This is a genomic window from Streptomyces sp. NBC_00442 (assembly GCF_036014195.1).
Lineage (GTDB): Bacteria > Actinomycetota > Actinomycetes > Streptomycetales > Streptomycetaceae > Streptomyces.
Map to the genome: position 1 here is coordinate 5,263,397 of NZ_CP107918.1, position 25,076 is coordinate 5,288,472.

A 25,076-nucleotide genomic window follows, 5' to 3' on the forward strand; every position below is an offset into this window, starting at 1 on the left:
GGCCGGTCGCTCCCTGGGGGGTGGGCGGTGCCTCAGGGGCAGGCGCTGCCGCAGCGCGCCGCGATCGCCATCACCGCCGTCGTGCTGGTCGGCTTCTTCGTCATCGATGGTGCGTGGGTGTGGTTCGCCCACCCGCCGCTGTGGGAAATGCCGGTCGCCGTACTCGGCTTCGCCGCCATCCTGGCGCTCCAGCTCGCACACTCCTTCCCGGGCCTCGCGCCGTGGTCCTCATCCCCGCGCCGCCGATGTGCGACCTGGGGGCTCCAAGGGCTGCTCACCTATCTGCCGATCCTGATGTTCGGGGTCGGCTGGGGAGGGATGGCGGCCTTCCTGACGGCGTCCGCGGTGCTCGTCTTCCCCGCGGTGGTCGGCTGGCCCCTCTTCTGCCTCGGGGCGCTGGGGGACAGCCTCGTGTTCCTCCACTTCGGGACCGGCTGGGAGACCGCGGTGTACGCGGCGATCGAGGCGGTCCTGATTCCGTTGATCGTGGTCGGTCTTTCGCGGATGTCGGACATGATCGTGAAACTGCACCGTTCGCGTGAGGAGCTGACACGGCTGGCGGTGGCGGGGGAGCGGCTGCGGTTCGCGCGTGATGTGAACGAGGTGCTCGGCTTCGGCCTGTCGGCGATGTCGCTCACATGTGAGTTGGCGTACCGGCTGTTGGCGAAGGAGCCGGCCAGGGCGTACGAGGAGATCGGCGCGGTGCTCGTCACCTCGCGCAGGGCGCTGGCGGATGTGCGCTCGGTGAGCCGGGGCTACCGCGAGATGTCGTTGTCCGACGAGGCGCACGGGGCCGTGCCGATGCTGTCGGCGGCGGGCATCCGCGTCTCGCTCGCCGTCGACGTGGGGGAGCTGCCCCGCACGGTGGACACGGTGCTCGCGGCGGTGCTGCGCGAGGGCCTGACGAACGTGCTGCGGCACAGCAAGGCCGAGGCGTGTGACATCCGGGCCGAAGTGAGGGACGCCTCCGCCGTGTTGACCCTCGCCAACGACGGCGTCGGGCGGGCCCGGGTGCCCAGGGCCGGCGGCACGGACGAAGGCCTGGCCGCGCTCGGCGCCCAGGTGCGGGAGCTCGGCGGCACTCTGTCCCACGGCCCGGACGAGCAGGGCCGGTTCCGCCTCGAAGCGGCCGTCCCGCTACGCGATTTCACCGGGCCGAGAGCCGCCGGGGCCCAGGAATCCGCCGGGGCCCAGGAACCCGGCGTGCGAGGGGAGTCCGGCGCGCACGCGGCCGACGAGCCCGACCCGGTGGCCCCTGCGCTTCGTGGACTGGGGCACCCCGATCTGCTTCCGCGTGCGGCCGCCGCGATCACGTTCGCGGTCCTGGTGGGCTACTTCCTGGCGTACTCGGAGATAGCCATGGCCTACCACCCCGCGCTCGGCCACGGCGCCGTGACGGAGCTCTGCATGGTCGCCACGCTCGTGCTGCAGCTCGCCATCTCGTTCCCGTGGCGATTCGACCGGCCCGTCCGCCGCCCGCGGGCGCTGCGGGCGGCTGCGCTGGCCGCGCTGGTGCTCCTCCAGTTCGCTCCGTTGCTGTTCCTCGGCCCGACCTGGATCGGACTCCCGGGCTTCGTCGGGGGCGCGGCGCTCCTGACGCTGCCGGCCGCGGCCGCCTGGCCCCTGCTCGCCGTCTTCACCGCCGTGAGCGCGGCGGAGCTGCACCTGACGGGCAACGGAGCCTGGGACATCACGTACCAGAGCGCCTACACCGTCATCTGCTCGTTGGTCGTGTTCGGTCTGTCGCGGATGGCGCAGTTGGCGTCGGAGCTGCATCGTTCGCGTGCGGAGATCGCGCGGCTCGCGGTGACGACGGAGCGGCTGCGGTTCGCTCGTGATCTGCACGACCTGCTGGGGTTCGGTCTGTCGGCGATCACGCTGAAGTGCGAGTTGGTGCGACGGCTCGTGGAGCGTCAACCCGCCCGTGCGCGGGCTGAGTTGACGGAGGTGCTGGGGATCGTGCGGCAGGCGCTCGCGGATGTGCGGGTGGTCGCGGAGGGCCGGCAGCGGATGAGTCTGGTCGCGGAGGTGGAGAGCGCGACCGCGATGCTGGCCGGGGTGGGGATCCGTGCGCGCGTGGACACGGCGGGCTGCGGTGAGCTGCCCGGCGACGTGGACACGGTGCTGGCGACCATGCTGCGCGAGGGCCTGACGAACGTACTGCGGCACAGCAGGGCCGCACGCTGCGAGATCCGGGCGGAACGAACCCGAGCCGGGGTACGGCTGACCCTGGCCAACGACGGGTTGCACGCACGCGCCGTCCCGGAGCCCGGCTCCACGGCCGGAGCGGCCGACGGCGGCAGCGGGCTCGGTAATCTGACGACGCGGGTCGAGGCGGTGAACGGCCGTCTCGTGGCGGGGGCGCGGCCCGACGGCTGGTTCGAGTTGAAGGCGGAGGTCGACCTGCCCGCCGTGGCCGGTTGACGGACAGTCACGTCCCCACGCGCCACGCGGAACCGCACCACTCGCCATCGAAGAGGCAGAAGCAAGCTCATGGGGGAGACTTGAGGATCGACGCAGTCGGCCGCGCGGAGGGGGGACCGGTGGGGGCGCCGGTGCGCGGGGATGGGCGCGAGGAGCGGCGCGGAGAGCGCAACGGGGAGTGGCGCGGGGAGTGGCGCGAGGCGGGGTGGGCGCTTCCTCGGCGTGCCGCGATCGGCGTCACCGCCGTGGTGCTCGTCGGGTTCTTCGTCATCGACGGCGCCTTCCTCTGGAAGGAGCACCCGCCGGTCTGGGAGGGCGTCGGCGCGGTCCTCGGCTTCCTCGCGATCTTCGTTCTCCAACTGGCCCACTCCTACCCGGCGTTCTTTCCCCGCCTCGCCCGCCACCGCACGGCGACCTGGACGACGCAGGCGCTGCTCTCCTACCTCCCGATGCTGCTGGTCGGCGATGCGTGGGGCGGCATGCAGGCGTTCCTCGGCGCGTCCGCCGTCCTGGTGTTCCCCGCGGCGGTCGGATGGCCGCTCCTCGGCGCGATCACCTGCGTCACCTGCACGGTCCTCGTGGAGATCGGAAGCGACAACGCGACCATTCTGTACAGCACCTTCGACGCCGTCCTGATCGGCCTCATCGTGATCGGCCTCTCACGGACGTCGGACCTGATCGTGAACCTGCACCGTTCGCGTGCCGAGCTGTCGCGGCTCGCCGTGGCGGAGGAGCGGCTGCGCTTCACCCGCGATCTGCACGACGTCCTCGGCTTCAGCCTCTCCGCCGTCGCCCTCAAGTGCGAGCTGGCGCACCGGCTGTTGGCGGAGGCGCCGGCCAAGGCGTACGAGGAACTCGGCGAGGTGCTCGCCACCTCGCGCAAGGCGCTGGCCGATGTGCGCTCGGTGAGCCGGGGCTACCGCGAGATGTCGCTGTCCGACGAGGCCGACGCGGCCGTGTCGATGCTGTCCGCGGCCGGCATCCGTACGACGCTGGCGTTCGAGGTCGGCCGCCCGCCCGCGGTGGTGGACACCGCGCTGGCGGCCGTACTGCGGGAGGGCCTGACGAACCTGCTGCGCCACAGCAAGGCCGAGGCCTGCGAGATCCGGGCCGAACTCCGCGCGGGCGCGGCGGTGTTGACCCTGGCCAACGACGGCAGCGCGCGGGTGCCGGGTGCCGGGGCGGGCGCGGGTGACGGCGCCGGGGGCCTCGCCGCGCTCGACTCCCGGGTACGGGAGCTGGGCGGCGCCCTGGCCCACGGCCCGGACGGGCGAGGCTGGTTCCGGCTCGAAGCGACCGTTCCGCTGCCCGACGGGCCGGAGCGTGCCGCGCGTCCGGAGCGTGCCGCGGGGCCGGAGTTCGGCGCGGGCCCGGAGTTCGGCGCGGGCCCGGAGGCCGGTGCGAGGCGGGGGCCCGGGGTGGATGGGCCCCTCGCGGATGACGCCGGCGTGTTCACGGGCGCCGGGCACGGTCGTCTGACGGGCGCCGGGCACGGTCGTCGGGCCGCGCGCCCGGGGCGCGGCCCCGGGCGGCCCGAGCTGCTTCCGCGTGCGGCGTCGGCGATCGCGTTCGCGGTCCTGGTCGGCTACTTCCTGGCGTACTCCGTGATCGCCATGTCCTACCTGCCGCCGCTCGGCGAGGCCGTGGCGATCGAGCTCTGCATGGCCGCCACGCTCGCCGTGCAGTGCGCGGTCTCCTTCCAGTGGCGGTTCGACCGCCTCGCCCGACACGGCCGTCGGCTGCGCCACGGCGCCCTTGCCGTGCTGGTGCTGCTCCAGGGCCTGCCGTGGCTGTTCTTCGGCCCGATCCGGCTGGGGCTTCCCGGCTTCGTCGGGGGCGCGGCGCTCCTGTCGCTGCCGGCCGCGGGCGCCTGGCCGTTGATCGTCGGCGTGACGGTGGCCGGCGACATCGCGGTGCACGAGGCGGGCGGCCCGCCCTGGGACTGCATGGACGAGGGCGCGTACACGGTGATGTGCGCTCTGGTCGTGTTCGGCCTGTCCCGCATGGCGCAGCTGGCGTCCGAACTGCACCGTTCCCGTACGGAGATCGCCCGCCTCGCGGTGACGACGGAGCGCCTGCGCTTCGCCCGCGATGTGCACGACCTGCTCGGGTTCAGCCTGTCCGCGATCACGCTGAAGTGCGAGCTGGTGCGCCGCATCGCGGAACGCCACCCCGTGCGGGCGGGGGTGGAGCTGACGGAGGTGCTGGGGATCGCGCGGCAGGCGCTGGCCGACGTACGGACGGTGGCGGACGGGCGGCAGCGGATGAGCCTGTGCGCGGAGGCGGAGAGCGCGACGGCGATGCTGGCGGGGGTGGGGATCCGGGCGACGGTCGACACGGCGGGCTGCGGGAAGCTGCCGGGCGACGTGGACACGGTGCTCGCGACGATGCTGCGCGAAGGCCTGACCAACATGCTGCGGCACAGCAGGGCCGCGCACTGCGAGATCCGCGCGGAGCGAACGCCCGGCGGGGTGCGGCTGACCCTGGCCAACGACGGATTGCACGCGTGCGCGGTACCGGGGCTCGGCTCCCCCGTGGAGGGCGGCAGCGGCCTCGGCAACCTGACGACCCGGGTCGAGGCGGTCAACGGCCGCTTGACGGCGGGCGCCCGGCCGGACGGCTGGTTCGAGCTGACGGCCGAGGTCGAGCTGACGGCGGTATGAGCCCGAAAGCCCCCGGGCCAAGCCCACCGGGGCGGCCCTGGCCCGGTGGCCGGTCCGGCCCCGGTGAAGGGCGACCGCGCCGGTGCGGCCCCGGCTCCGTGCAGTCGCGCCCCCGGCTCCGTGCAGCCGCGCCCACGCCCCGGGAGGAACGTTTCCCTCGGGGCTGCCGCGGGTGTCGCCGGGAGACGGGCCGGAGTCAGACCGAGTGCAGCCAGCCCGCTTCCCGGGCGATACGGATGGCATCGACCCGGTTACGCGCGTTGAGTTTGCTGACGGCCGAAGTCAGATAGTTGCGTACGGTGCCGGACGACAGGTGCAGCCGGGACGCGATCTGGCCGGCCTCCATGCCCTCGGACGCCAGTTGCAGCACCTCCCGCTCGCGGTCGGTGAGCGGGGACGGGCCCGAGTCGAGCGTGGCGAGCGCCAGCTGCGGGTCGATGACGCGCTCGCCCGCCGCCACCTGGCGGATCGCGGCGCACAGGCTGTCGGGGTCGGAGTCCTTCGGGAGGAACCCGGAGACGTGGGCGGCCAGCGCCCGTCTGAGGTTCCCCGGTCTGCCCAGACTGGTCAGGATGAGGGTGCGGCACTCCGGTACCGAGGTGTGCAGTCCCGCGGCGGCGGTGATCCCGTCGGTCCCGGGAAGGTCGATGTCGAGGACGGCGACATCCGGCCGCATGGCCATCGCGGTCGGCACGATGTCCGTACCCGACGACAGCTCGGCGACCACTTCCAGGTCGGACTCCAGTTCAATGAGCGACACCAATGCCTTGCGCAGCATATGCATGTCTTCGGCAATCAGAACGCGCACCATGGTGCCCCCCGTTGTGCTGGATCATGGGTCGGTCCCAGCGATTATGCAGTAGGCCACGAGGCGTGACCCGGGGCTGAGACTAATCCGGAACATGCCGTTTCAGGTCCGGTACGGGCGGATCGGCACCCGCACCTTTCAGCCAGAACCCGACCGAGGCTCAAGCGGCCGGTCCCATCCTCCCTCCACCCAGGCGCCGTCCGGCGGCCGGGGGGAAGGGAGAGGTGACGTGAACATGAACGGACACCCCAGCTCGGAAGGTGTTCTCTGACATGGCCGGCCGGGAAAATCAGGATGTTCCGGGCGGCTCGGGCCGCCGTCCCAAGGGCTCGTGGCGCCGCCTCATCGGCCGTTGCCTGCGTCCCGTGGGCGAAGCCCTCATGGTGCACGGCGGTGTCGACCTGTATCTGGCCGCCGCGGACGGGAACAGGGCCCGGCTGCACTCGCTCGACAGCGGGTTCCGTCTGACGCTGCGCACCGACGCCGACGGCCCGCCGCCCGGCCATCCCGAACGGCTGCGCCCCGATGTGCCGCTCACCCGTCAGGAACTCCTGCTCCTGCAGGACCTGCTGAACGAGGTGCCCGGACACAGAAGGTGAGCGGCCTGACCGCCGGGCACAGTTGATCTTCAAGTATCCGTCCAGTGGCGACGCGCAGAGTAGGGGGAGCCAACCATCCGTCCGAGCGTCAGGGAGCAGAGGATGACCCCAGCGAAGAGCTTCACGCAGGCACTGGCGGCGCGGTTCGCCGACCGGGCCGCACGGACCGCTCTGCTCTGCCTGGACGGTGAGGATGACGCCGAGGCGCGTACCTATCGCGAACTCGACGCACGGGCCAGGACCGTCGCGGCCGCGCTGGTGCGCCGCCGCGCGGCCGGCCGGCCCGTCCTCATCTCCATGGACGGCGGCCCGCACACCGTCGCCGCCCTCGTCGGCTGCCTGTACGCGGGCGCCGTCGCCGTGCCCGTGCCCCCGCCGGACACCTCGCGGGCCGCCGCCGAGCGCACCGCCGCGATCGCCGCCGAGACCGACGCGGCCGTCATGCTCACCGGGTCCGCGCACGCCCCCGAACTCTCCCGCCGCCTCGCGCGGGCCGGGCGGTCCTCGGTGGTGTGCCTGGCCGTCGACTGCCTGCCCGACGACGACGGCGACTGGCGGCCGCCCGCCCTCGACGGCGCCGACACCGCGCTGCTCCAGTACACCTCCGGGTCCACCGCCGCCCCGCGCGGCGTCCAGGTCACCCACGCCAACCTCCTCGCCACCATGGAGAGCCTGCGCACCGCGCTCGGCACCGACGAGGACTCCCGCATCGGCGGCTGGCTCCCGCTCCACCACGACCTCGGCCTGATCGGCCAGCTCCTGCACCCGCTCTGGCTCGGGGCCACCGCCGTCCTGATGTCCCAACACCGTTACGCGGCAGACCCGTTGAGCTGGCTGCGTGAGGTGTCCCGGCACCGGGTCACCGTCACCGCGGCCCCCGACTCCGCGTACGCCCGATGCCTGGCCGCCGTCACCGACGAGGACCTCGCCGCGCTCGACCTCGGCGCCCTCAGAACCGCGGTCAACGCCTCGGAACCGGTCTCCGCCGTCACCCTCACCGCCTTCGCCCACCGTTTCGCCGCCGCCGGCCTGCGGCCGGGCACCCTCGCCGCCGGATACGGCCTCGCCGAGGCCACGCTCCTGGTCAGCCTCGCCGACCGGCTGCCGCCCGCGCCGGCGATCGTGTCCGCCGAAGCCCTGGAGCGCGGCGAACTGTCGCCGCCCCTGCCCGGCCACCCGGTACGCGCCCTGGCAGGCTGCGGATCCGCGCGCGGGGTCACCGTACGCATCGTCGACCCGGCCAGCTCCGCCGTCCTGCCCGACGGGTCGGTCGGCGAGATCTGGGTGCGCGGCGAAGCCGTCGCCGACGGCTACTGGCGCCGTCCGCTGGAGACCTCCGCCACCTTCGGGCACGTCACCGCATTCGGCGAGCACGGCTTCCTGCGCACCGGCGACCTCGGCGCGCTGCGCGACGGCGAGCTGTATCTGACCGGCCGCATCAAGGACGCCCTCCTCGTCGACGGCCGCACCCTGCACCCGCAGGAGGCCGAGCGCCAACTCGCCCAGTCCGGCGCCCCGTTCGGGTCCGCCGTGGTGCTCTCCGCGCCCGCCGAACGGGAACAGATCGTGGCGATCCAGGAGATCCGCGGCGCCGGCTGGAGCCGCGGCCAGCTCGCCGACCTCGCCGAGCGCGTCCGCGGCTGCCTGCACGAGGAGTTCGGCGCCTCCCTCGGCGGCGTGGTCCTGGTCCGCCCCGGCACCGTGCGCCGCACCACCAGCGGCAAGGTCCGCCGCTCGCTGATGCGCGAGCTCTATCTGCGCGGCGAACTGCGCCCGCTGTACGCGTCGGCGCCGCCCTACGCCGCCGAAGGAGGCTGAGCCATGCCCGACACCGCCGTGCGGACCACGGACCCGGACGCACGTGAGGGAGCCGGCCGCGATGACGTACGCCACCGCGCCGAGCGGCTCGAATTCCGGTTCGGCGACCCCTGCGACCCGGCGAACCCGCTGGGCTTCCGCGCCCTGCTCGCCGCCGACGGGAACAGTGAACTGCTGGGTGCGGCCGAGGAGTTGCTCGACCAGGAGGGCTTCGGCGCCGAGCTGGTCCCGCTCTCGCTCGGCGGCCGGCTGCGCGACGCCGACGAGCTGATGCGGATACTGCGCCCGGTCTTCCGCCGCGACGTCGCCCTCGCCTTCGGCTACGGCATCACCTCGCTGTTCGCGGCCGCCCCCGTCTTCGCCGCCGGATCGACGCAGCAGCGCGAGAGCGTGGCCCGCCTGCTGGTGTCGGGCGGCCGCGCGGCCATCGTGCACCGCTCGCTCGCCCACGGCACGGCGATGCTGCGCGGCGAACTCACCGCCATGGAGTACTCCGGCGGCTTCGTCCTGGACGGCCGCAAGGACGTCGTCATCAATGCCGAACGCGCGGGCGCCGTCGTCGCCCACATCCGCACCGACCCCGCACCGGGCCCCGCCTCCCACTCGGTGTTCCTGCTCGACCCGGCCCAACTCCCGCCGGACGGGGTCCGGTTGCTCAAACGCCGGCCCACCACCGGCATGCGCGGCTGCCGCTTCGCCGGATACGAGTTCGATGAGTGCGAGGTGGGGCACGAGACGCTGGTCGGCGACGTCGGCTCCGGCGTACGGCTCGCCCTGCGCACCTTCCAGCTCAACCGGACCCTGATCACCGGCGCCGTCATCGCCTCCGTCGACACCGTGCTGCGCGCGGCCGTGCGGGCCGCGCTCGCCGGCGCCACCCTCGGCCGGCGCCAACGCGGTGTCCTGGCCGGGGTGTTCGCCGACCTGCTCGCGGGCGACGCCATGGCCACCGCCGTGCTGCGCGCCCTGTCCCTGCTGCCCGGCGCGGCCCACCTGGCCGCCGCCGAGCTGAAGTACCTCGTGCCGGATCTCCTCAGGGACGACCTGGAGGAACTCGCCACCGTCCTCGGCGCCGGCGGCTACAGCCGCGACACCGACCAGGGCACGCTCACCAAGCTCCTGCGCGACCTGCCCGCCGCCGGACTCGGTCACGCCGGAACCGCCTCCTGCCAGGCCGTGGTGATCCCCCAGCTCCCCGTCCTGGCACGGCACTCCTGGGGGAGCGAGCCCGAACCGCCCGCCACCCTGTTCCGCACCGGCGAACCCGTGCCCCACCTCGACATCGGCGGCCTGGAAGTCGCGGGCGGCGGCGACTTCCTGTCCGCGTCGCTCACCGCGTCCGCCGCCCGCCTCGCCGGCCGCGCACCCGACGGCCCGTACGGCGAGGCGCTCCGTACGATGACCGCCGCCTTCCACGCCGACCTGCTCGCCGTGCGCGAGGCCTGCCTCCTGATCGAACCCGGCGACCGGGCCGCGCTCGCGAGCCCCGCCACCGCCGCCCTCGCCGACCGGCACTCCGTGCTGTCCGCGGCCGGCGCCGCCCTCGCGGTGTGGGAGCACCACCGGGACGCCGCCGGATTCCTCGCCGACCCCGCCTGGCTGGTGCTCGCCCTGCACCGCTACGGGCGCAGGCTCGGCCTCACTCTTCCTCCGCTGCCGCCGGACTGCGTCGACCGGGTCGCGGAGGAACTGCTGGCGCGGTTTCGGGCCGGCCGCAGTTTCGACCTCCACGACGCGCCTCTGGCGGAAGCAGGTACCCCATGAGCCCCCTCACAAGGACGGGCATCGCCGAACCCCTTCTGATGCCGGGACCCGACAGCCCCTGGAGCCGGGTGCGGCAGTCCATGGCGTGGCACGGCCACGTCGTGGTGCACGCGAACTGGCGCGACTGGCTGCCCGCGGCCATCGCCGACCCCCAGCTGCGCCCGCTGCTCGGCGCCCGCGACTGGCAGCGCCTCAACAACCTTCCCGACCCCGAGGCCCGCGACCGCTTCGCCGCCTCCCGGCTCCTGGTGAAGTACACCGCCGGGGCCGCCCTGCAGACGCCGCCCGAGACGGTGGAGCTCGCCTCCAAGGCCGGCGGGCGCCCCTATCTGCGCGGCTGCGACCAGATCGAGGTCAGCCTCAGCCACACCCGGGACCTCCTGGTGGTGGGCCTCAACCGGCGCGGCCGGGTCGGCGTCGACACCGAACTCGCCGACCGCCGCATCCAGTACTCCGCCGTCCAGCGCCATCTGTGCACCCCCGCCGAGCGCCGCTGGCTCGCGCGGCTCGACGAGGCGGAACAGCAGCGCAGCCTGGTGCGGACCTGGACCCTGAAGGAGGCGTACACCAAGGCGCTCGGGCAGGGCATGCGGATGGGCTTCACCCAGTTCGGCTTCGACGAGGAGGCCACCACCCTGCTCACCCCGCAGGGCGAGCCCGCCTCGCACGGCGAGTGGGCCTTCGACACGTTCGCGCTCGACGGCGGCTATCTGGTGGGGGTGGCCTGCCACGACACGGGGCTGCGCGACGACGGCGACACGGCGGTCTCCACCATGCTCGACGAGGGCTTCCTCGGCGAGGTCGTCGACCTGGTCGGCCGCGTACCGCACTGAGCCCGTACGGCACTGAGCCCGTACGGCACGGCCGCGCGCGGACAGCACGAAGGCCCCGCCGCCTCCTGGGGAAGGAGGTGACGGGGCCTTCGCGTTACTTTTCACTAGCGCCGCGCCCGCGTGGCGAACGCGTCCGCGCGCGGCACTGGGGTGCCGTCGGGGAGCGGTAGAGGGGCCGCTTGGTCCCGTCGGGCGGGTCGTTCAGATGAAGCGGGGTGCGTCAGCCCTGGAGGCCGGCCACCTTGTGCGCCAGCGCCGACTTCTTGTTGGCGGCGGCGTTCTTGTGGATGACACCCTTCGAGACAGCCTTGTCGAGCTGACGCGAAGCGGCGCGGGTCGCAGCCGTGGCCTTCTCGACGTCGCCGGTGGCGACAGCCTCGTTGGCCTTGCGGATGAAGGTGCGCAGGGAGGACTTGACGGACTTGTTGCGCAGGCGCGCCTTCTCGTTCGTCTTGTTCCGCTTGATCTGGGACTTGATGTTCGCCACGAAAGAGCCTTTGCAGGTTCGATGATTCGATCTTCGGTCGTGTCCCGCCGCCGAAAGGGTGACGAGACACAGCTGTCCACGTTACCAGCCGGCCCTCGACCAGCCCAAACCGGGCGCAGCCCCGCGGGCGTGGGACGATAGGGGCTGCTCCTTACGTATCGAACCGTCGTCGACCCGAGACGAGGCGCCGCGACCAGACCCGCGGGCCTCAAGAATCAGGACCCTGCGTGCCCGCGACTCCTCCCAACGTGCCCGAGCCGAGCCGTACCGACCCGGCGCTGATCCGCAACTTCTGCATCATCGCCCACATCGACCACGGCAAGTCGACCCTTGCCGACCGGATGCTCCAGCTGACCGGCGTGGTCGACCAGCGGCAGATGCGCTCCCAGTACCTCGACCGCATGGACATCGAGCGCGAGCGCGGCATCACGATCAAGTCCCAGGCGGTCCGTCTGCCGTGGGCCCCCACCGAGGGCCCCGACCAGGGCCGGGCCCACATCCTGAACATGATCGACACCCCGGGCCACGTGGACTTCACGTACGAGGTGTCGCGCTCGCTCGCCGCCTGCGAGGGCACCGTCCTGCTCGTCGACGCCGCCCAGGGCATCGAGGCCCAGACGCTGGCCAACCTGTACCTGGCCATGGAGAACGACCTCACCATCGTTCCCGTCCTCAACAAGATCGACCTGCCGGCCGCGCAGCCCGAGAAGTTCTCCGAGGAGCTCGCCAACCTCATCGGCTGCCAGCCGGAGGACGTCCTGAAGGTCTCGGCGAAGACCGGCGTCGGCGTGGACGCGCTCCTGAACCGCGTGGTCCGTGACGTGCCGGCCCCGGTCGGCGTGGCCGACGCGCCCGCCCGCGCGATGATCTTCGACTCGGTGTACGACTCCTACCGCGGCGTCGTCACCTATGTCCGTGTCGTCGACGGCCAGCTCAACAAGCGCGAGCGCATCCGCATGATGTCGACCGGCGCCACCCACGAGCTCCTCGAGATCGGCGTCTCGTCCCCCGAGATGACCCCGGCCGACGGCATCGGCGTCGGCGAGGTGGGCTACATCATCACCGGCGTGAAGGACGTCCGTCAGTCCAAGGTCGGTGACACCATCACCAGCCTGCACAACGGAGCCACCGAGGCCCTCGGCGGCTACAAGGACCCGAAGCCGATGGTCTTCTCCGGTCTGTATCCGCTGGACGGCTCGGACTACCCGGACCTGCGCGAGGCCCTGGACAAGCTCCAGCTCAACGACGCCGCCCTGGTGTACGAGCCGGAGACCTCCGCGGCCCTCGGCTTCGGCTTCCGCGTCGGCTTCCTCGGCCTGCTGCACCTGGACGTGATCCGCGAGCGCCTGGAGCGCGAGTTCAACCTCGACCTCATCGCGACCGCGCCCAACGTGGTCTACCGGGTCGTCCTGGAGGACGGCAAGGAGGTCACGGTCACCAACCCGAGCGAGTTCCCCGAGGGCAAGATCTCGGACGTGTACGAGCCGGTCGTGCGGGCCACCATCCTCGCCCCGTCGGAGTTCATCGGCTCGATCATGGAACTGTGCCAGACCAGGCGCGGCACCCTGCTCGGCATGGACTACCTCTCCGAGGACCGCGTCGAGATCCGCTACACGCTGCCGCTCGCGGAGATCGTCTTCGACTTCTTCGACCAGCTGAAGTCGAAGACCCGTGGCTATGCCTCGCTGGACTACGAGCCCACCGGCGAGCAGGCCGCGAGCCTGGTCAAGGTCGACATCCTGCTGCACGGCGACAAGGTCGACGCCTTCTCGGCGGTCTGCCACAAGGACGCGGCCTACGCCTACGGCGTGCGCCTGGTCGCCAAGCTGCGCGAGCTCATCCCGCGCCAGGCCTTCGAGGTGCCCGTCCAGGCCGCGATCGGCTCCCGGGTCATCGCCCGCGAGACGATCCGCGCGATCCGCAAGGACGTCCTCGCCAAGTGCTACGGCGGCGACATCTCGCGCAAGCGCAAGCTGCTCGAAAAGCAGAAGGAGGGCAAGAAGCGCATGAAGATGGTGGGCTCCGTCGAGGTCCCCCAGGAAGCCTTCATCGCGGTGCTCTCCAGCGACGACTCGGGCGGCAAGAAGAAGTAGCGGGCCCCTGATCACGGGCTCTTCGCAGCATCGTCACAACGGACCCCCGGGCTTTCGCACGGGGGTCCGTTCGTTATGAAACCACTCTCCGTTGCCCCTTACGCGCCGGGCGACGGCGCTCTACTCTGATCACGGCCCGATGGTTACTCGCCAGTTAACAAGGGTCGGACAGCCAGAGCACTCGAACAACAAAACCAGTCGCGCAGCCTTGCCGCAGGCCAGCCCGGAGGACGTCGTGAGCGACACACAGACCTTGATCGAGAACCGGCCGCCGTCCGTGGCGACCCTCTTCGTCCAGCGCGTGGACGCGACGCCGGACGCGGAGGCCTACCGCTATCCCGTACCGGGAACGGGCACCACCCCCGACGAGTGGAAGTCGCTGAGCTGGGCCCAGGCCGCCGAGCGGGTCTACGCCATCGCGGCGGGCCTCGCCGACCTCGGCGTCGGTGCCGAGGAGCGCGTCGCCCTCGCCTCCTCCACCCGCGTCGAGTGGATCCTGGCCGACCTCGGCGTGATGTGCGCGGGCGCCGCCACGACCACGATCTACCCCTCCACCAACGCCGAGGAATCGGCGTTCATCCTGTCCGACTCCGAGAGCCGCGTCCTGATCGCCGAGGACGCCGCCCAGCTGGCCAAGGCCCGCGAGCGCCGCGCCGAGCTGCCGAACCTCCGGCACGTCGTGGTCATCGACCCGGCCGGCGCCGAACCCGCCGAGGGCGACCCGGAGGGCTGGGTGCTCAGCCTCGCCGACCTGGAGGCGCGCGGCGCGGCCCACCTGGAGAAGAACCCCGGGACGGTCAAGGAGCGGATCGCGGCCATCACCGCCGACCGCCTCGCCACCCTCATCTACACCTCGGGCACCACGGGCCGGCCCAAGGGCGTGCGCCTCCCGCACGACAACTGGTCGTACATGGCCAAGGCGATCGCGTCGACCGGCCTCATCACCGGCGAGGACGTGCAGTACCTGTGGCTGCCGCTCGCCCACGTCTTCGGCAAGGTGCTGACCTCCGGGCAGATCGAGGTCGGTCACGTCACCGCGGTCGACGGCCGCATCGACAAGATCATCGAGAATCTGCCGGTGGTCCAGCCGACCTACATGGCCGCGGTGCCGCGCATCTTCGAGAAGGTCTACAACGGCGTCGCGGGCAAGGCCCGGGAGGGCGGCGGCGCCAAGTACAAGATCTTCCAGTGGGCGGCCGGGGTGGCCCGCGAGTACGCCAAGGTCAGCCAGGACAACTACCGCCGCACCGGCCGCTCCGGCGCGCCCTTCGCCCTGTCGGCCAAGCACAAGGTGGCCGACGCGCTGGTCTACAGCAAGATCCGCGAGGCGTTCGGCGGACGGCTGCGGGCCTGCATCTCCGGCTCGGCCGCCCTCGCCCCCGACATCGGCTTCTTCTTCGCCGGCGCCGGCATCCACATCCTGGAGGGCTACGGCCTCACCGAGTCCTCCGCCGCCTCCTTCGTCAACCCGGGCGAGTCCTACCGCACCGGCACCGTCGGAAAGCCGCTGCCCGGCACCGAGGTGCGCATCGCGGACGACGGCGAGATCCTGCTGCGCGGCCCCGGCATCATGGAGGGCTACCACCAGCTGCCCGAGAAGACCGCCGAAGTCCTGGAATCCGACGGCTGGTTCCACACCGGCGACATCGGCGAACTGTCCGCCGACGGCTACCTGCGGATCACCGACCGCAAGAAGGACCTCATCAAGACGTCCGGCGGCAAGTACATCGCGCCCGCCGAGGTCGAGGGCCAGTTCAAAGCGGTCTGCCCGTTCGTCTCCAACATCCTGGTGCACGGCGCCGACCGGAACTTCTGCACCGCGCTGATCTCCCTGGACGAGCCCACCATCCTCGGCTGGGCCAAGGAACAGGGCCTGACCGGCTCGTACGCCGACGTGGTGGCCGCGCCGCAGACGGTCGAGATGGTCGAGGGCTATGTGAAGCGCCTCAACGAAGGTCTCCAGCGCTGGCAGACGATCAAGAAGTTCCGGCTGCTCCCGCGCGACCTCGACATCGAGCACGGCGAGCTGACCCCCAGCCTCAAGCTGAAGCGGCCCGTGGTGGAGCGCGAGTACCGGGCGCTGATCGACGAGATGTACGCGGGATCCCGGGAGGCCTGAGGAGGCCTGAGCGGGACCGGGGCGGGATCCGGGAGGGACCCGGGAGGGACCCGGAGCGGGGCGCCGCCGGGCCCCCGCCCGGCCCCGCCCGCCACCCGTGACCCCGGCGGCCTCCGGCGTGCCGGACAATGGGGGCATGCCTTCCGTACTGCCCGATGGTGAGCCCATGCCCGAGGACGGGTCGCTGCCCCGTCATGCCCTGGAGGGCGCGGGGGAGCGGCCGCTCGGGTTCTATCTCCACGTGCCGTACTGCGCGACGCGCTGCGGCTACTGCGACTTCAACACGTACACGGCGAGCGAACTGGTCGGCAAGGGCGGTGTCCTGGCCTCCCGCGACAACTACGCGGACATGGTCGTCGAGGAGATCCGCCTTGCCCGCAAGGTGCTCGACGGCGACCCCCGCCCGGTGCGCACGGTCTTCGTCGGCGGCGGCACCCCGACCCTGCTCGCCGCGGCCGACCTCGTCCGCATGCTGGCCGCCGTACGGGACGAGTTCGGCCTCGCCGACGACGCGGAGGTGACGACCGAGGCGAACCCGGAGTCGGTGAACCCCGCCTATCTGGCGGAGCTGCGGGCCGGCGGGTTCAACCGGGTCTCCTTCGGGATGCAGAGCGCCCGGCAGCACGTCCTGAAGGTCCTCGACCGCACGCACACCCCGGGCCGCCCCGAGGCGTGCGTCGCCGAGGCGCGCGCGGCGGGCTTCGACCACGTCAACCTCGACCTGATCTACGGCACCCCCGGCGAGAGCGACGACGACTGGCGGGCCTCGCTGACCGCGGCGGTCGGCGCCGGCCCCGACCACATCAGCGCGTACGCCCTCATCGTCGAGGAGGGCACCCAGCTCGCCCGCCGCATCCGGCGCGGCGAGGTCCCGATGACGGACGACGACGAGCACGCGGACCGCTACCTCATCGCGGACGAGGTGCTCGGGGCGGCGGGCTACTCCTGGTACGAGGTCTCCAACTGGGCCACCACGGAGGCGGGCCGCTGCCTGCACAACGAGCTGTACTGGCGCGGCGCGGACTGGTGGGGGGCGGGGCCCGGTGCGCACAGCCACGTGGGCGGGGTGCGGTGGTGGAACGTGAAGCACCCGGGTGCGTATGCCGCTGCGCTGGCGGGGGGTGGCTCGCCCGGTGCCGGGCGGGAGCTGCTGTCCGCGGAGGACCGCCGGGTGGAGCGCATCCTCCTGGAGGTGCGGCTCCGTGAGGGGTGCCCGCTGGACCTGCTGCGGCCGGCGGGGCTCGCGGCGGCGCGGGGTGCGGTGTCGTCGGGGCTGCTGTCGTCGTCCGCCTTCGCGGCGGGGCGGGCGGTGCTGACCCTGCGGGGGCGGTTGCTGGCGGATGCGGTCGTCCGCGACCTGGTCGACTGACCGGGTCTTTTTGCGCAGTTCCCCGCGCCCCCAAAACCCCGGTTCGTCTGCGGACCGTGCCCGCGTCCCGCGCAGTTCCCCGCGCCCCTTAGGTATTCGGTGCCGGGCAGCATGGGCCACCTCAGCCCGTCATGGGGGTCCCCCCTGCTCATTAAGAGCTTGGGGGAGGGTGGGAAAACTCCCGTGGGGGCTAGGGGGCCGTTACGAAATCGATCAGGTGTTCTACGGAGCCGAGCAGCGACGGGTCGAGGTCGCGATACGTCCGCACCCCCGCCAGGATCCGCTGCCACGCCGCCCCCGTGTTCTCCCGCCACCCGAGCGCCCGGCACACCCCCGTCTTCCAGTCCTGCCCCCGCGGCACCACCGGCCACCCCGCGATCCCGACGGACGCCGGCTTCACCGCCTCCCACACGTCGATGTAGGGATGACCGACGATCAGCACGTCGGGATGGGTCACGGACGCGGCGATGCGGGACTCCTTCGAGCCCGGGACCAGGTGGTCCACCAGGACACCGAGCCGCGCGTCCGGCCCCGGCGCGAACTCGGCGACGATCGCCGGAAGGTCGTCGATGCCCTCCAGGTACTCCACGACGACACCCTCGATGCGCAGGTCGTCACCCCACACCTTCTCCACGAGTTCCGCGTCGTGCCGGCCCTCGACGTAGATCCGGCCCGCTCGGGCCACCCGCGCCCGCGCCCCGGGCACGGCCACCGAACCGGACGCCGTGCGGGAGGGCCGTACGGGCGCCGGCGCGGTGGCCGAGGGACGTACGAGCGTGACGACCCGGCCTTCGAGGAGGAAGCCGCGCGGCTCCATCGGGAAGACCCGGTGCTTGCCGAAGCGGTCCTCCAGGGTGACCGTCGGCCCCTGAGCCGTCTTCTCGCAGCGGATCACGGCTCCGCAGAATCCCGTGGAGACCTCCTCGACCACGAGATCGGCCTCGGCGGCCACCTCGGGAACAGGGGCCTGCTTCTTCTTCCACGGCGGGGTCAGATCGGGGCTGTAGCTACGCATGGCCTCATCATTCGGGGCGGCGGGGCGGGTCAGTGGGTGGTCCGGCCGGGGGGCCGAGGGGTCGGCTCCGGGGAATGCGGCCAGGGCGGGGCCGGATCGGGGCTGTGGCTGCGCACGGGTCAGACGATACGGGCGGCCGCCGCTACGACACGCCGAATCCGGCGGCGAGTTGGTCACGCTGGGCGCGGACGAACGCCGCGTCCACCACGGCCCCGTGCCCGGGTACGTACACCGCCCCCTCGCCGCCCAGCGAGAGCAGCCGGTCGAGGGCGTCCGGCCAGCGCGCGGGCACCGCATCGGGGCCGGCCTGCGGCTCGCCCGACTCCTCCACGAGGTCCCCGCAGAACACGATCTCCGGCGATCCGGCGCCCGCGGGGACCAGTGCCACGAGATCGTGCCCGCTGTGCCCGGGGCCGATGTTGGCGAGCAGCACCTGGCGGCCGCCCAGATCGAGCGTCCACTCCCCGGACACCGCGTGGTGCGGCAGCACCAGGAGATCCGCCGCCTCGGCCGCGTCCCGCTCGGGCACCCCCTGCCGCACCGCGTCGCGACGCATCTCGTCGGGGGTCATGGCCCGCTCGATGCCGACGGCCGCGTACACCTCGGTCCCGGAGAAGGCCGCCGTGCCGAGGACGTGGTCGAAGTGGGGGTGGCTGAGCGCGATATGGGTCACACGGCGTCCGAAGAGAGCCTCGGCCTGCCTCCGCAGCTCCGCGCCCTCGCGCACCGTCGCGCCGGTGTCGTACAGGAGGAGCGAGTCCTCGCCGGCGATCAGTCCGGCCGTGGCGTCCCAGCCGGGAAGGCGCCTGCGGCCCACCCCGACACCGAGCCGCTCCCACCCGAACTCTTCCCAACCGACGTCCATGACGCGACGCTATCGCAATCGATGGGCGGCGCCGCGCGGTAGCGTGGTCGGCCGCCCTTGCTAGGGGCGCACCGGTCGGCCGTACACTGGCCGGGGGATTGCTGGCACTCGAACACAGCGAGTGCCAAACGGACGGCAACTGGAGGTGTGCGCGATGCTCAGTGAACGCAGGCTCGAGGTGCTGCGCGCCATCGTCCAGGACTACGTCGGCACCGAGGAACCGGTGGGCTCCAAGGCCCTCACCGAGCGCCACGCGCTCGGCGTCTCCCCGGCGACCGTGCGCAACGACATGGCCGTCCTGGAGGAGGAGGGCTTCATCGCCCAGCCCCACACCAGCGCCGGCCGCATCCCGACCGACAAGGGCTACCGGCTCTTCGTCGACCGGCTCGCGGGCGTCAAGCCCCTGTCGTCGCCGGAGCGCCGCGCGATCCAGAACTTCCTGGACAGCGCGGTCGACCTGGACGACGTCGTGGCCCGCACGGTGCGGCTGCTCGCGCAGCTGACCCGGCAGGTGGCGGTCGTCCAGTACCCGTCCCTGACGCGGTCCACGGTGCGGCACGTGGAGCTTCTCTCCCTCGCGGCGGCCCGGCTGATGCTGGTGCTGATCACGGACACCGGCCGGGTCGAGCAGCGCATGGTCGACTGCCCGGCGCCGTTCGGCGAGGCCTCGCTCGCGGACCTGCGGGCCCGGCTCAACGCACGGGTGGTGGGGCGCCGCTTCGCGGACGTGCCGCAGCTCGTGCAGGACTTGCCGGAGTCCTTCGAACCGGAGGACCGGGGAACCGTTTCGACGGTCCTCGCCACCCTCCTGGAAACCCTGGTCGAAGAGACCGAGGAGCGGCTGATGATCGGCGGCACCGCCAATCTCACCCGCTTCGGACACGACTTCCCGCTGACCATCAGGCCGGTGCTGGAAGCACTTGAGGAGCAGGTCGTGCTCCTCAAGCTGCTCGGCGAGGCCAAGGAATCGGGCATGACCGTACGTATCGGGCACGAGAACAACGCCCATGAAGGACTGAACTCCACGTCCGTCGTATCGGTCGGCTACGGTTCCGGCGGCGAGGCGGTCGCCAAACTCGGCGTGGTCGGACCGACCCGCATGGATTACCCCGGAACGATGGGAGCGGTACGCGCAGTGGCACGTTACGTCGGACAGATCCTGGCGGAGTCGTAAGTGGCCACGGACTACTACGCCGTACTCGGCGTGCGCCGCGACGCATCACAGGACGAGATCAAGAAGGCCTTCCGGAGGCTCGCGCGGGAACTCCACCCCGACGTGAACCCCGACCCGAAGACCCAGGAGCGGTTCAAGGAGATCAACGCCGCTTACGAGGTCCTCTCCGACCCGCAGAAGAAGCAGGTCTTCGACCTCGGCGGGGACCCGCTGTCGTCGTCGGGCGGCGGCGGGGCCGGCGGCTTCGGCGCGGGCGGCTTCGGGAACTTCTCGGACATCATGGACGCCTTCTTCGGCACGGCATCGCAGCGCGGCCCGCGCTCGCGGACCCGCCGCGGCCAGGACGCCATGATCCGCCTGGAGATCGACCTCAACGAGGCGGCCTTCGGCACCACCAAGGAGATCCAGGTCGACACCGCCGTGGTGTGCACGACCTGTTCGGGCGAGGGCGCCGCGCCCGGCACCTCCGCGCAGACCTGTGACATGTGTCGCGGTCGCGGCGAGGTGTCCCAGGTCACCCGGTCCTTCCTCGGCCAGGTCATGACCTCGCGGCCCTGCCCCCAGTGCCAGGGCTTCGGCACCGTCGTCCCCACCCCGTGCCCGGAGTGCGCGGGCGACGGCCGGATCCGCTCGCGGCGCACCCTCACCGTGAAGATCCCGGCCGGCGTCGACAACGGCACCCGGATCCAGCTCGCGGGCGAGGGCGAGGTCGGCCCCGGCGGCGGCCCCGCCGGCGACCTGTACGTGGAGATCCACGAGGTCGCGCACGACGTGTTCCAGCGGCGCGGCGACGACCTGCACTGCACGGTCACCATCCCCATGACGGCGGCGTCGCTCGGCACGAAGGTGCCGCTCCAGACGCTCGACGGCATGGAGGAGGTGGACATCCGTCCGGGCAGCCAGTCCGGCCAGTCCATCCCGCTGCACGGCCGCGGCATCACGCATCTGCGCGGCGGCGGGCGCGGCGACCTCATCGTGCACGTCGAGGTCCTGACCCCCAGCAAGCTCGACCCGGCGCAGGAGGACCTCCTGCGCCAGCTCGCGAAGCTGCGCGGAGAGGAACGCCCCACGGGCCAGTTCCAGCCCGGCCAGCAGGGCCTGTTCTCCCGCCTGAAGGACGCGTTCAACGGGCGCTGAGCCCTGCGGAAAGGGGCTGCGGGGTGATCCCCGCAGCCCCTTTTCTCTTTGGTTTCTCCATGGGCCGTGCCCCGGGTGACCGGGCTCACCCGGCCCGGCGGCAGGGGCGATTCGGCGCGCGAGCGACACCGTGGCACGATGCGAGCATGGCTTTGACCGATCTCTGCCGGTATCCGATCGTGCAGGCGCCCATGGCGGGCGGTGCCTCCGGTCCGGCGCTGGCCGCGGCCGTCTCCGAGGCCGGGGGGCTCGGATTCCTGGCCGCCGGGTACAAGACCGCCGACGGCATGTACCAGGAGATCAAGCAGGTGCGCGGCCTGACCGGCCGGCCGTTCGGCGTCAACCTGTTCATGCCGCAGGAGCCGCACACCGACCCCGCCGCCATCGAGGTGTACCGCCACCAGCTCGCGGGCGAGGCGACCTGGTACGACACCCCGCTCGGCGACGCCGACACCGGGGGCGACGACAACTACGAGGCCAAGCTGGCCATCCTGCGCGAGGACCCGGTCCCGGTCGTGTCGTTCACGTTCGGCTGCCCCGAGCGCGCCGTCATCGACGCGTTCGCGAAGGTCGGCACGTACACGATCGTCACCGTGACGACGCCCCAGGAGGCGCAGGCCGCGCAGTGGGCGGGCGCCGACGCGGTGTGCGTGCAGGGCATCGAGGCGGGCGGACACCAGGGCACCTACCGCGACGACCCGCAGACCGGCGGCGCGGGCCTCGGACTGCTCACGCTGATCGCCCTCGTACGCGAGAGCGTCCGGCTGCCGATCGTCGCGGCCGGCGGCCTGATGCGCGGCGCCCAGATCGCCGCGGTACTCGCGGCGGGCGCGGACGCGGCGCAGCTGGGCACCGCGTTCCTGGCGTGCCCCGAGTCGGGCGCGAACGCCCTGCACAAGCAGGCCCTGACCAACCCTCTCTTCGTGCGTACGGAGGTGACGCGGGCCTTCTCCGGGCGGCCCGCCCGGGGCCTGGTGAACCGCTTCATGCGCGAACACGGCCCGTACGCGCCCGCCGCCTATCCCCAGGTGCACCAGCTCACCGCCGGCCTGCGCAAGGCCGCGGCCGCCGCGGGTGACGCCCAGGGCATGGCGCTCTGGGCGGGCCAGGGCCACCGCCTGGCGCGCGACCTCCCCGCCGGCGGCCTCGTGGAGCTCCTGGCCGGCGAACTCGACGAAGCGGCAGCCGAGTTGACCACGAACCTGCAGAGCCTGAAGAACAAGAGGAGTACGTCATGACCGCCCCGGTCTTCGTCGTCGACACCGTGCCGGGCGTCGGCGCCTACGTCCTGGACGGCGCGGAGGGCCGGCACGCGGTGTCCGTCAAGCGGCTGCGCCCCGAGGAGGCGGTGACCCTCACCGACGGCGCGGGGAACTGGGCGGACGCGGTCGTCGTGGCCGCCGAGGGCAAGGACCGCCTGACCGTACGGGTCACCGCGGGCGCGAGCGAGGCCGAGCCCGAGGTGCGCGTCACCGTGGTGCAGGCGCTGCCCAAGGGCGACCGGGGCGAGGTCGCCGTGGAGACGATGACCGAGACCGGCGTCGACGCGATCGTGCCGTGGCAGGCCGGGCGCTGCATCACGCAGTGGAAGGGTGAACGCGGTGCCAAGTCCCTTGCCAAATGGCGCAGTACGGCCCGCGAGTCGGGCAAGCAGTCGCGCCGCGTCCGCTTCCCCGACGTGCGGGACGCCCTGACCACGAAGCAGGTCGCGGCCCTGCTGGCCGAGGCGGACCTCGCGGTGGTCCTGCACGAGGACCCCGATGTCGCCTCGGCGGCCCTGGCCACGGCGGATCTGCCCGCCCGCGGGGAGATCGTCCTGGTGGTGGGCCCCGAGGGCGGCGTCTCCCCGGACGAGCTGGCCGCCTTCGCCGCGGCGGGCGCGAAGCCGCACCGCCTGGGCGCGAGCGTGCTGCGCACGTCGACCGCGGGCACGGTGGCGGCGGCGGTCCTGATGTCCCGAACGGGCCGCTGGTCCTGAGGCCTGCCCCCTCCGCGCCGCAAGAAGCCCCCTGGGGCTCCGCCCCGGACCCCGGTTCGCGCCTTAAGGGCGCTCGTCCTCAATCTCCCCCAAGGCCTCAAGGGCCAGGGGGGACCCCCATGACGGGCTGAGGATGCCCATGCTGGCCGGCTCCGGGTGCCCTACAGGGGCGCGGGGCTGTGACATTGCGCTGCTCCGCAGCGGTGGGCGCGACCGTTCGGCTCCGGGTGCCCTACAGGGGCGCGGGGCTGTGACATTGCGCTGCTCCGCAGCGGTGGGCGCGACCGCTCGGCGCCGGGTGCCCTACAGGGGCGCGGGGCTGTGACATTGCGCGGCTCCGCCGCGGTGCGCGCGACCGCTCGGCTCCGGGCGCCCTACAGGGGCGCGGGGCTGTGACATTGCGCGGCTCCGCCGCGGTGGGCGCGACCGCTCGGCTCCGGGTGCCCTACAGGGGCGCGGGGCTGTGACATTGCGCGGCTCCGCCGCGGTGGGCGCGACCGTTCGGCTCCGGGTGCCCTACAGGGGCGCGGGGCTGTGACATTGCGCGGCTCCGCCGCGGTGGGCGCGACCGATCGGCTCCGGGTGCCCTACAGGGGCGCGGGGAACTGCGCGACCAGCCGTCCACGGCCCGCACACGAAAGCGGGTTTTAGGGGCGCGGGGAACTGCGCGAGACGCGGGCACGGTCCGCACACGAAGGCGGGGTTGAGGGGCGCGGGGAACTGCGCGAGCAACCACGCACGGCCCGCAGTCGACGTTTCAGGGGTCCGGGCGGAGCCCGAAGGGGGGCGGGGTGGTCCACGGGAGGGTGGGATGGCTGCAAGGGGGCTACCGCCCGGGGGGTCGCGGTGGCACCCTGACGCCATGGGGCCCACGAGGTCGAACCACCACCCGCGCCGCACGGCACACCGCGCACCGCCCTTCCCGCTGCTCGCCGCACTCGCCATCGGCGCGGTCACGGCCGTCACCGCCTGCGACCCCGTCGGCGGGCTCAACTCCGCCGCCGTGGCGCTCACCACGGACCAGGCCGCGACCACCGAGCTGGAGCATCACCACGTCGACGTCAAGTGGCTGACGTGCAACGCCGACCTCAACCGCGGTGCGAGCGCGACGCCTTCGGCCGCCGCCACCACGAAGGACGTCGCCGACCTGGACTGCCAGGGCGAGACCAGGGACGGCAGGGCCATCACCGTCAAGGGGAAGGTCACGCAGGAGGTCGAAGGCCGCTGCGTGAAGGGCGACCTGACGGCCAAGGTCGCCGGGAGGACCGTCTTCCGTTCCTCCGTCCTGGGCGACTGCGAGGCACCCGCCCCCGCCCCCACGGGCCGCGCGACGCCCCACCCGGGCGACAGCCCCGTGGCCACGGTCACGGTGACGGCCACCGTGACCGTCACGGAGTCCTTCCGCGGCAAGTAGGCCGCGTGCCGGTACGCCGTGGGCCACCCGCCCCGAGCCGGAGCGCCGCGCTCCGCGCCGCCTCCCGAACGCGTTGAGTAGCATGCGGTTACCTGATCAACGCGACCAAGGAGGACCGGACCGTGGCCGGAGAACCGCAGGCCGACTGCCTGTTCTGCAAAATCGTCTCGGGCGACGTCCCGGCGACCGTCGTGCGCGAGACCGAGACCACGGTGGCCTTCCGGGACATCAACCCCCAGGCCCCTACCCACGTCCTGGTCATCCCCCGGGTCCACCACCCCGACGCCGCCTCGCTCGCGGCCGCGGAACCGGCGATCCTCGCGGACGTCGTACGGGAGGCCGGCGAGGTCGCCCGCGCGGAAGGGGTCGACCGCAACGGCTACCGGCTCGTGTTCAACACCGGCAGCGGCGCGGGCCAGACCGTCTTCCACGCCCACGTGCACGTCCTGGGAGGCCGCGGCCTCCAGTGGCCCCCCGGATAGAACGAACCGGCACCGCCCGCATCTCGGCGGCGCG

At 72.6% G+C, this 25,076-nt stretch carries 19 protein-coding genes; 15 read left to right on the top strand and 4 right to left on the bottom strand.

The window, feature by feature from the left end:
• The first annotated feature begins 27 nt into the window (after positions 1–27).
• Positions 28–2,424, top strand: a complete 2,397-nt coding sequence (locus OG432_RS23430; protein WP_328312915.1) for a sensor histidine kinase — start codon at positions 28–30, stop codon at positions 2,422–2,424.
• Between the two features lie 80 nt (positions 2,425–2,504).
• The gene (locus OG432_RS23435) at positions 2,505–5,087 is read left to right on the top strand and encodes a histidine kinase (protein WP_328312916.1); all 2,583 of its coding nucleotides are present in this window, start codon (positions 2,505–2,507) and stop codon (positions 5,085–5,087) included.
• 196 nt (positions 5,088–5,283) lie between these two features.
• On the opposite strand, the gene OG432_RS23440 is transcribed toward OG432_RS23435, so the two are convergent.
• The gene (locus OG432_RS23440) at positions 5,284–5,898 is read right to left on the bottom strand and encodes a response regulator transcription factor (RefSeq protein ID WP_053726109.1); all 615 of its coding nucleotides are present in this window, start codon (positions 5,896–5,898) and stop codon (positions 5,284–5,286) included.
• Positions 5,899–6,167: 269 nt separating this feature from the next.
• On the opposite strand from OG432_RS23440, the gene OG432_RS23445 reads away from it, so the two are divergent.
• The 4 genes from OG432_RS23445 (at position 6,168) to OG432_RS23460 (ending at position 10,909) form a co-directional block, all read left to right on the top strand.
• Complete coding sequence (locus OG432_RS23445) at positions 6,168–6,494, top strand: DUF6059 family protein (RefSeq protein WP_328312917.1); 327 nt, start codon at positions 6,168–6,170, stop codon at positions 6,492–6,494.
• A 102-nt stretch (positions 6,495–6,596) separates the two neighbouring features.
• The gene (locus OG432_RS23450) at positions 6,597–8,312 is read left to right on the top strand and encodes a fatty acyl-AMP ligase (protein ID WP_328312918.1); all 1,716 of its coding nucleotides are present in this window, start codon (positions 6,597–6,599) and stop codon (positions 8,310–8,312) included.
• A gap of 3 nt (positions 8,313–8,315) precedes the next feature.
• Positions 8,316–10,076 (top strand): acyl-CoA dehydrogenase family protein, encoded by a 1,761-nt coding sequence (locus OG432_RS23455; RefSeq protein ID WP_328312919.1) that lies wholly within the window; start codon positions 8,316–8,318, stop codon positions 10,074–10,076.
• A complete protein-coding gene (locus OG432_RS23460; RefSeq protein WP_328312920.1) occupies positions 10,073–10,909 on the top strand; it encodes a 4'-phosphopantetheinyl transferase family protein in 837 nt (278 codons plus the stop codon). Before OG432_RS23455 ends, OG432_RS23460 begins: the two co-directional genes overlap by 4 nt.
• 220 nt (positions 10,910–11,129) lie before the next feature.
• Here OG432_RS23460 and rpsT read toward each other — a convergent pair whose 3' ends face one another.
• Positions 11,130–11,396, bottom strand: a complete 267-nt coding sequence (rpsT, locus tag OG432_RS23465; protein WP_328312921.1) for a 30S ribosomal protein S20 — start codon at positions 11,394–11,396, stop codon at positions 11,130–11,132.
• A gap of 227 nt (positions 11,397–11,623) precedes the next feature.
• Here rpsT and lepA point away from each other — a divergent pair, with 227 nt between their 5' ends.
• From lepA to hemW, 3 genes are all read left to right on the top strand, one after another.
• Complete coding sequence (gene lepA / locus OG432_RS23470) at positions 11,624–13,489, top strand: translation elongation factor 4 (RefSeq protein ID WP_328312922.1); 1,866 nt, start codon at positions 11,624–11,626, stop codon at positions 13,487–13,489.
• A gap of 235 nt (positions 13,490–13,724) precedes the next feature.
• Positions 13,725–15,608 (top strand): AMP-dependent synthetase/ligase, encoded by a 1,884-nt coding sequence (locus OG432_RS23475; RefSeq protein WP_328312923.1) that lies wholly within the window; start codon positions 13,725–13,727, stop codon positions 15,606–15,608.
• A gap of 136 nt (positions 15,609–15,744) precedes the next feature.
• Positions 15,745–16,977, top strand: coding sequence for a radical SAM family heme chaperone HemW (hemW, locus tag OG432_RS23480; RefSeq protein WP_328312924.1), 1,233 nt, complete (start codon positions 15,745–15,747; stop codon positions 16,975–16,977).
• Between the two features lie 190 nt (positions 16,978–17,167).
• Here hemW and OG432_RS23485 read toward each other — a convergent pair whose 3' ends face one another.
• Together OG432_RS23485 and OG432_RS23490 are read right to left on the bottom strand one after the other, a co-directional pair.
• Positions 17,168–17,992, bottom strand: a complete 825-nt coding sequence (locus OG432_RS23485; RefSeq protein WP_328312925.1) for a DUF3097 domain-containing protein — start codon at positions 17,990–17,992, stop codon at positions 17,168–17,170.
• A gap of 142 nt (positions 17,993–18,134) precedes the next feature.
• Positions 18,135–18,857 (bottom strand): MBL fold metallo-hydrolase, encoded by a 723-nt coding sequence (locus OG432_RS23490; RefSeq protein WP_328312926.1) that lies wholly within the window; start codon positions 18,855–18,857, stop codon positions 18,135–18,137.
• A 154-nt stretch (positions 18,858–19,011) separates the two neighbouring features.
• Between OG432_RS23490 and hrcA the strand changes: the two genes are divergently transcribed.
• From hrcA to OG432_RS23520, 6 genes are all read left to right on the top strand, one after another.
• Positions 19,012–20,031, top strand: coding sequence for a heat-inducible transcriptional repressor HrcA (gene hrcA / locus OG432_RS23495; protein ID WP_053726096.1), 1,020 nt, complete (start codon positions 19,012–19,014; stop codon positions 20,029–20,031).
• Positions 20,032–21,168 carry a molecular chaperone DnaJ gene (dnaJ, locus tag OG432_RS23500; RefSeq protein WP_328312927.1) on the top strand — a complete coding sequence of 379 codons (1,137 nt, stop codon included), beginning with the start codon at positions 20,032–20,034 and terminating at the stop codon, positions 21,166–21,168. It begins immediately after the preceding gene.
• Positions 21,169–21,314: 146 nt separating this feature from the next.
• A complete protein-coding gene (locus tag OG432_RS23505) occupies positions 21,315–22,406 on the top strand; it encodes a nitronate monooxygenase (RefSeq protein WP_328312928.1) in 1,092 nt (363 codons plus the stop codon).
• Complete coding sequence (locus tag OG432_RS23510; RefSeq protein ID WP_328312929.1) at positions 22,403–23,146, top strand: 16S rRNA (uracil(1498)-N(3))-methyltransferase; 744 nt, start codon at positions 22,403–22,405, stop codon at positions 23,144–23,146. The genes OG432_RS23505 and OG432_RS23510 overlap by 4 nt, the downstream gene beginning before the upstream one ends.
• Positions 23,147–24,008: 862 nt before the next feature.
• Positions 24,009–24,560: a hypothetical protein gene (locus tag OG432_RS23515; RefSeq protein ID WP_328312930.1), complete on the top strand. Its 552-nt coding sequence runs from the start codon at positions 24,009–24,011 to the stop codon at positions 24,558–24,560.
• A gap of 122 nt (positions 24,561–24,682) precedes the next feature.
• Positions 24,683–25,042: a histidine triad nucleotide-binding protein gene (locus OG432_RS23520; RefSeq protein WP_328312931.1), complete on the top strand. Its 360-nt coding sequence runs from the start codon at positions 24,683–24,685 to the stop codon at positions 25,040–25,042.
• The last annotated feature ends 34 nt before the right edge of the window (positions 25,043–25,076 follow it).

Coding starts and splice junctions, on each gene's coding strand:
- OG432_RS23515 (WP_328312930.1), top strand. CDS start 24,009: ATGGGGCCCACGAGGTCGAACCACCACCCGCGCCGCACGGCACACCGC.
- OG432_RS23505 (WP_328312928.1), top strand. CDS start 21,315: ATGGCTTTGACCGATCTCTGCCGGTATCCGATCGTGCAGGCGCCCATG.
- hrcA (WP_053726096.1), top strand. CDS start 19,012: ATGCTCAGTGAACGCAGGCTCGAGGTGCTGCGCGCCATCGTCCAGGAC.
- hemW (WP_328312924.1), top strand. CDS start 15,745: ATGCCTTCCGTACTGCCCGATGGTGAGCCCATGCCCGAGGACGGGTCG.
- OG432_RS23440 (WP_053726109.1), bottom strand. CDS start 5,898: ATGGTGCGCGTTCTGATTGCCGAAGACATGCATATGCTGCGCAAGGCA.
- OG432_RS23490 (WP_328312926.1), bottom strand. CDS start 18,857: ATGGACGTCGGTTGGGAAGAGTTCGGGTGGGAGCGGCTCGGTGTCGGG.
- OG432_RS23450 (WP_328312918.1), top strand. CDS start 6,597: ATGACCCCAGCGAAGAGCTTCACGCAGGCACTGGCGGCGCGGTTCGCC.
- OG432_RS23460 (WP_328312920.1), top strand. CDS start 10,073: ATGAGCCCCCTCACAAGGACGGGCATCGCCGAACCCCTTCTGATGCCG.
- OG432_RS23510 (WP_328312929.1), top strand. CDS start 22,403: ATGACCGCCCCGGTCTTCGTCGTCGACACCGTGCCGGGCGTCGGCGCC.
- OG432_RS23445 (WP_328312917.1), top strand. CDS start 6,168: ATGGCCGGCCGGGAAAATCAGGATGTTCCGGGCGGCTCGGGCCGCCGT.
- OG432_RS23485 (WP_328312925.1), bottom strand. CDS start 17,992: ATGCGTAGCTACAGCCCCGATCTGACCCCGCCGTGGAAGAAGAAGCAG.
- OG432_RS23455 (WP_328312919.1), top strand. CDS start 8,316: ATGCCCGACACCGCCGTGCGGACCACGGACCCGGACGCACGTGAGGGA.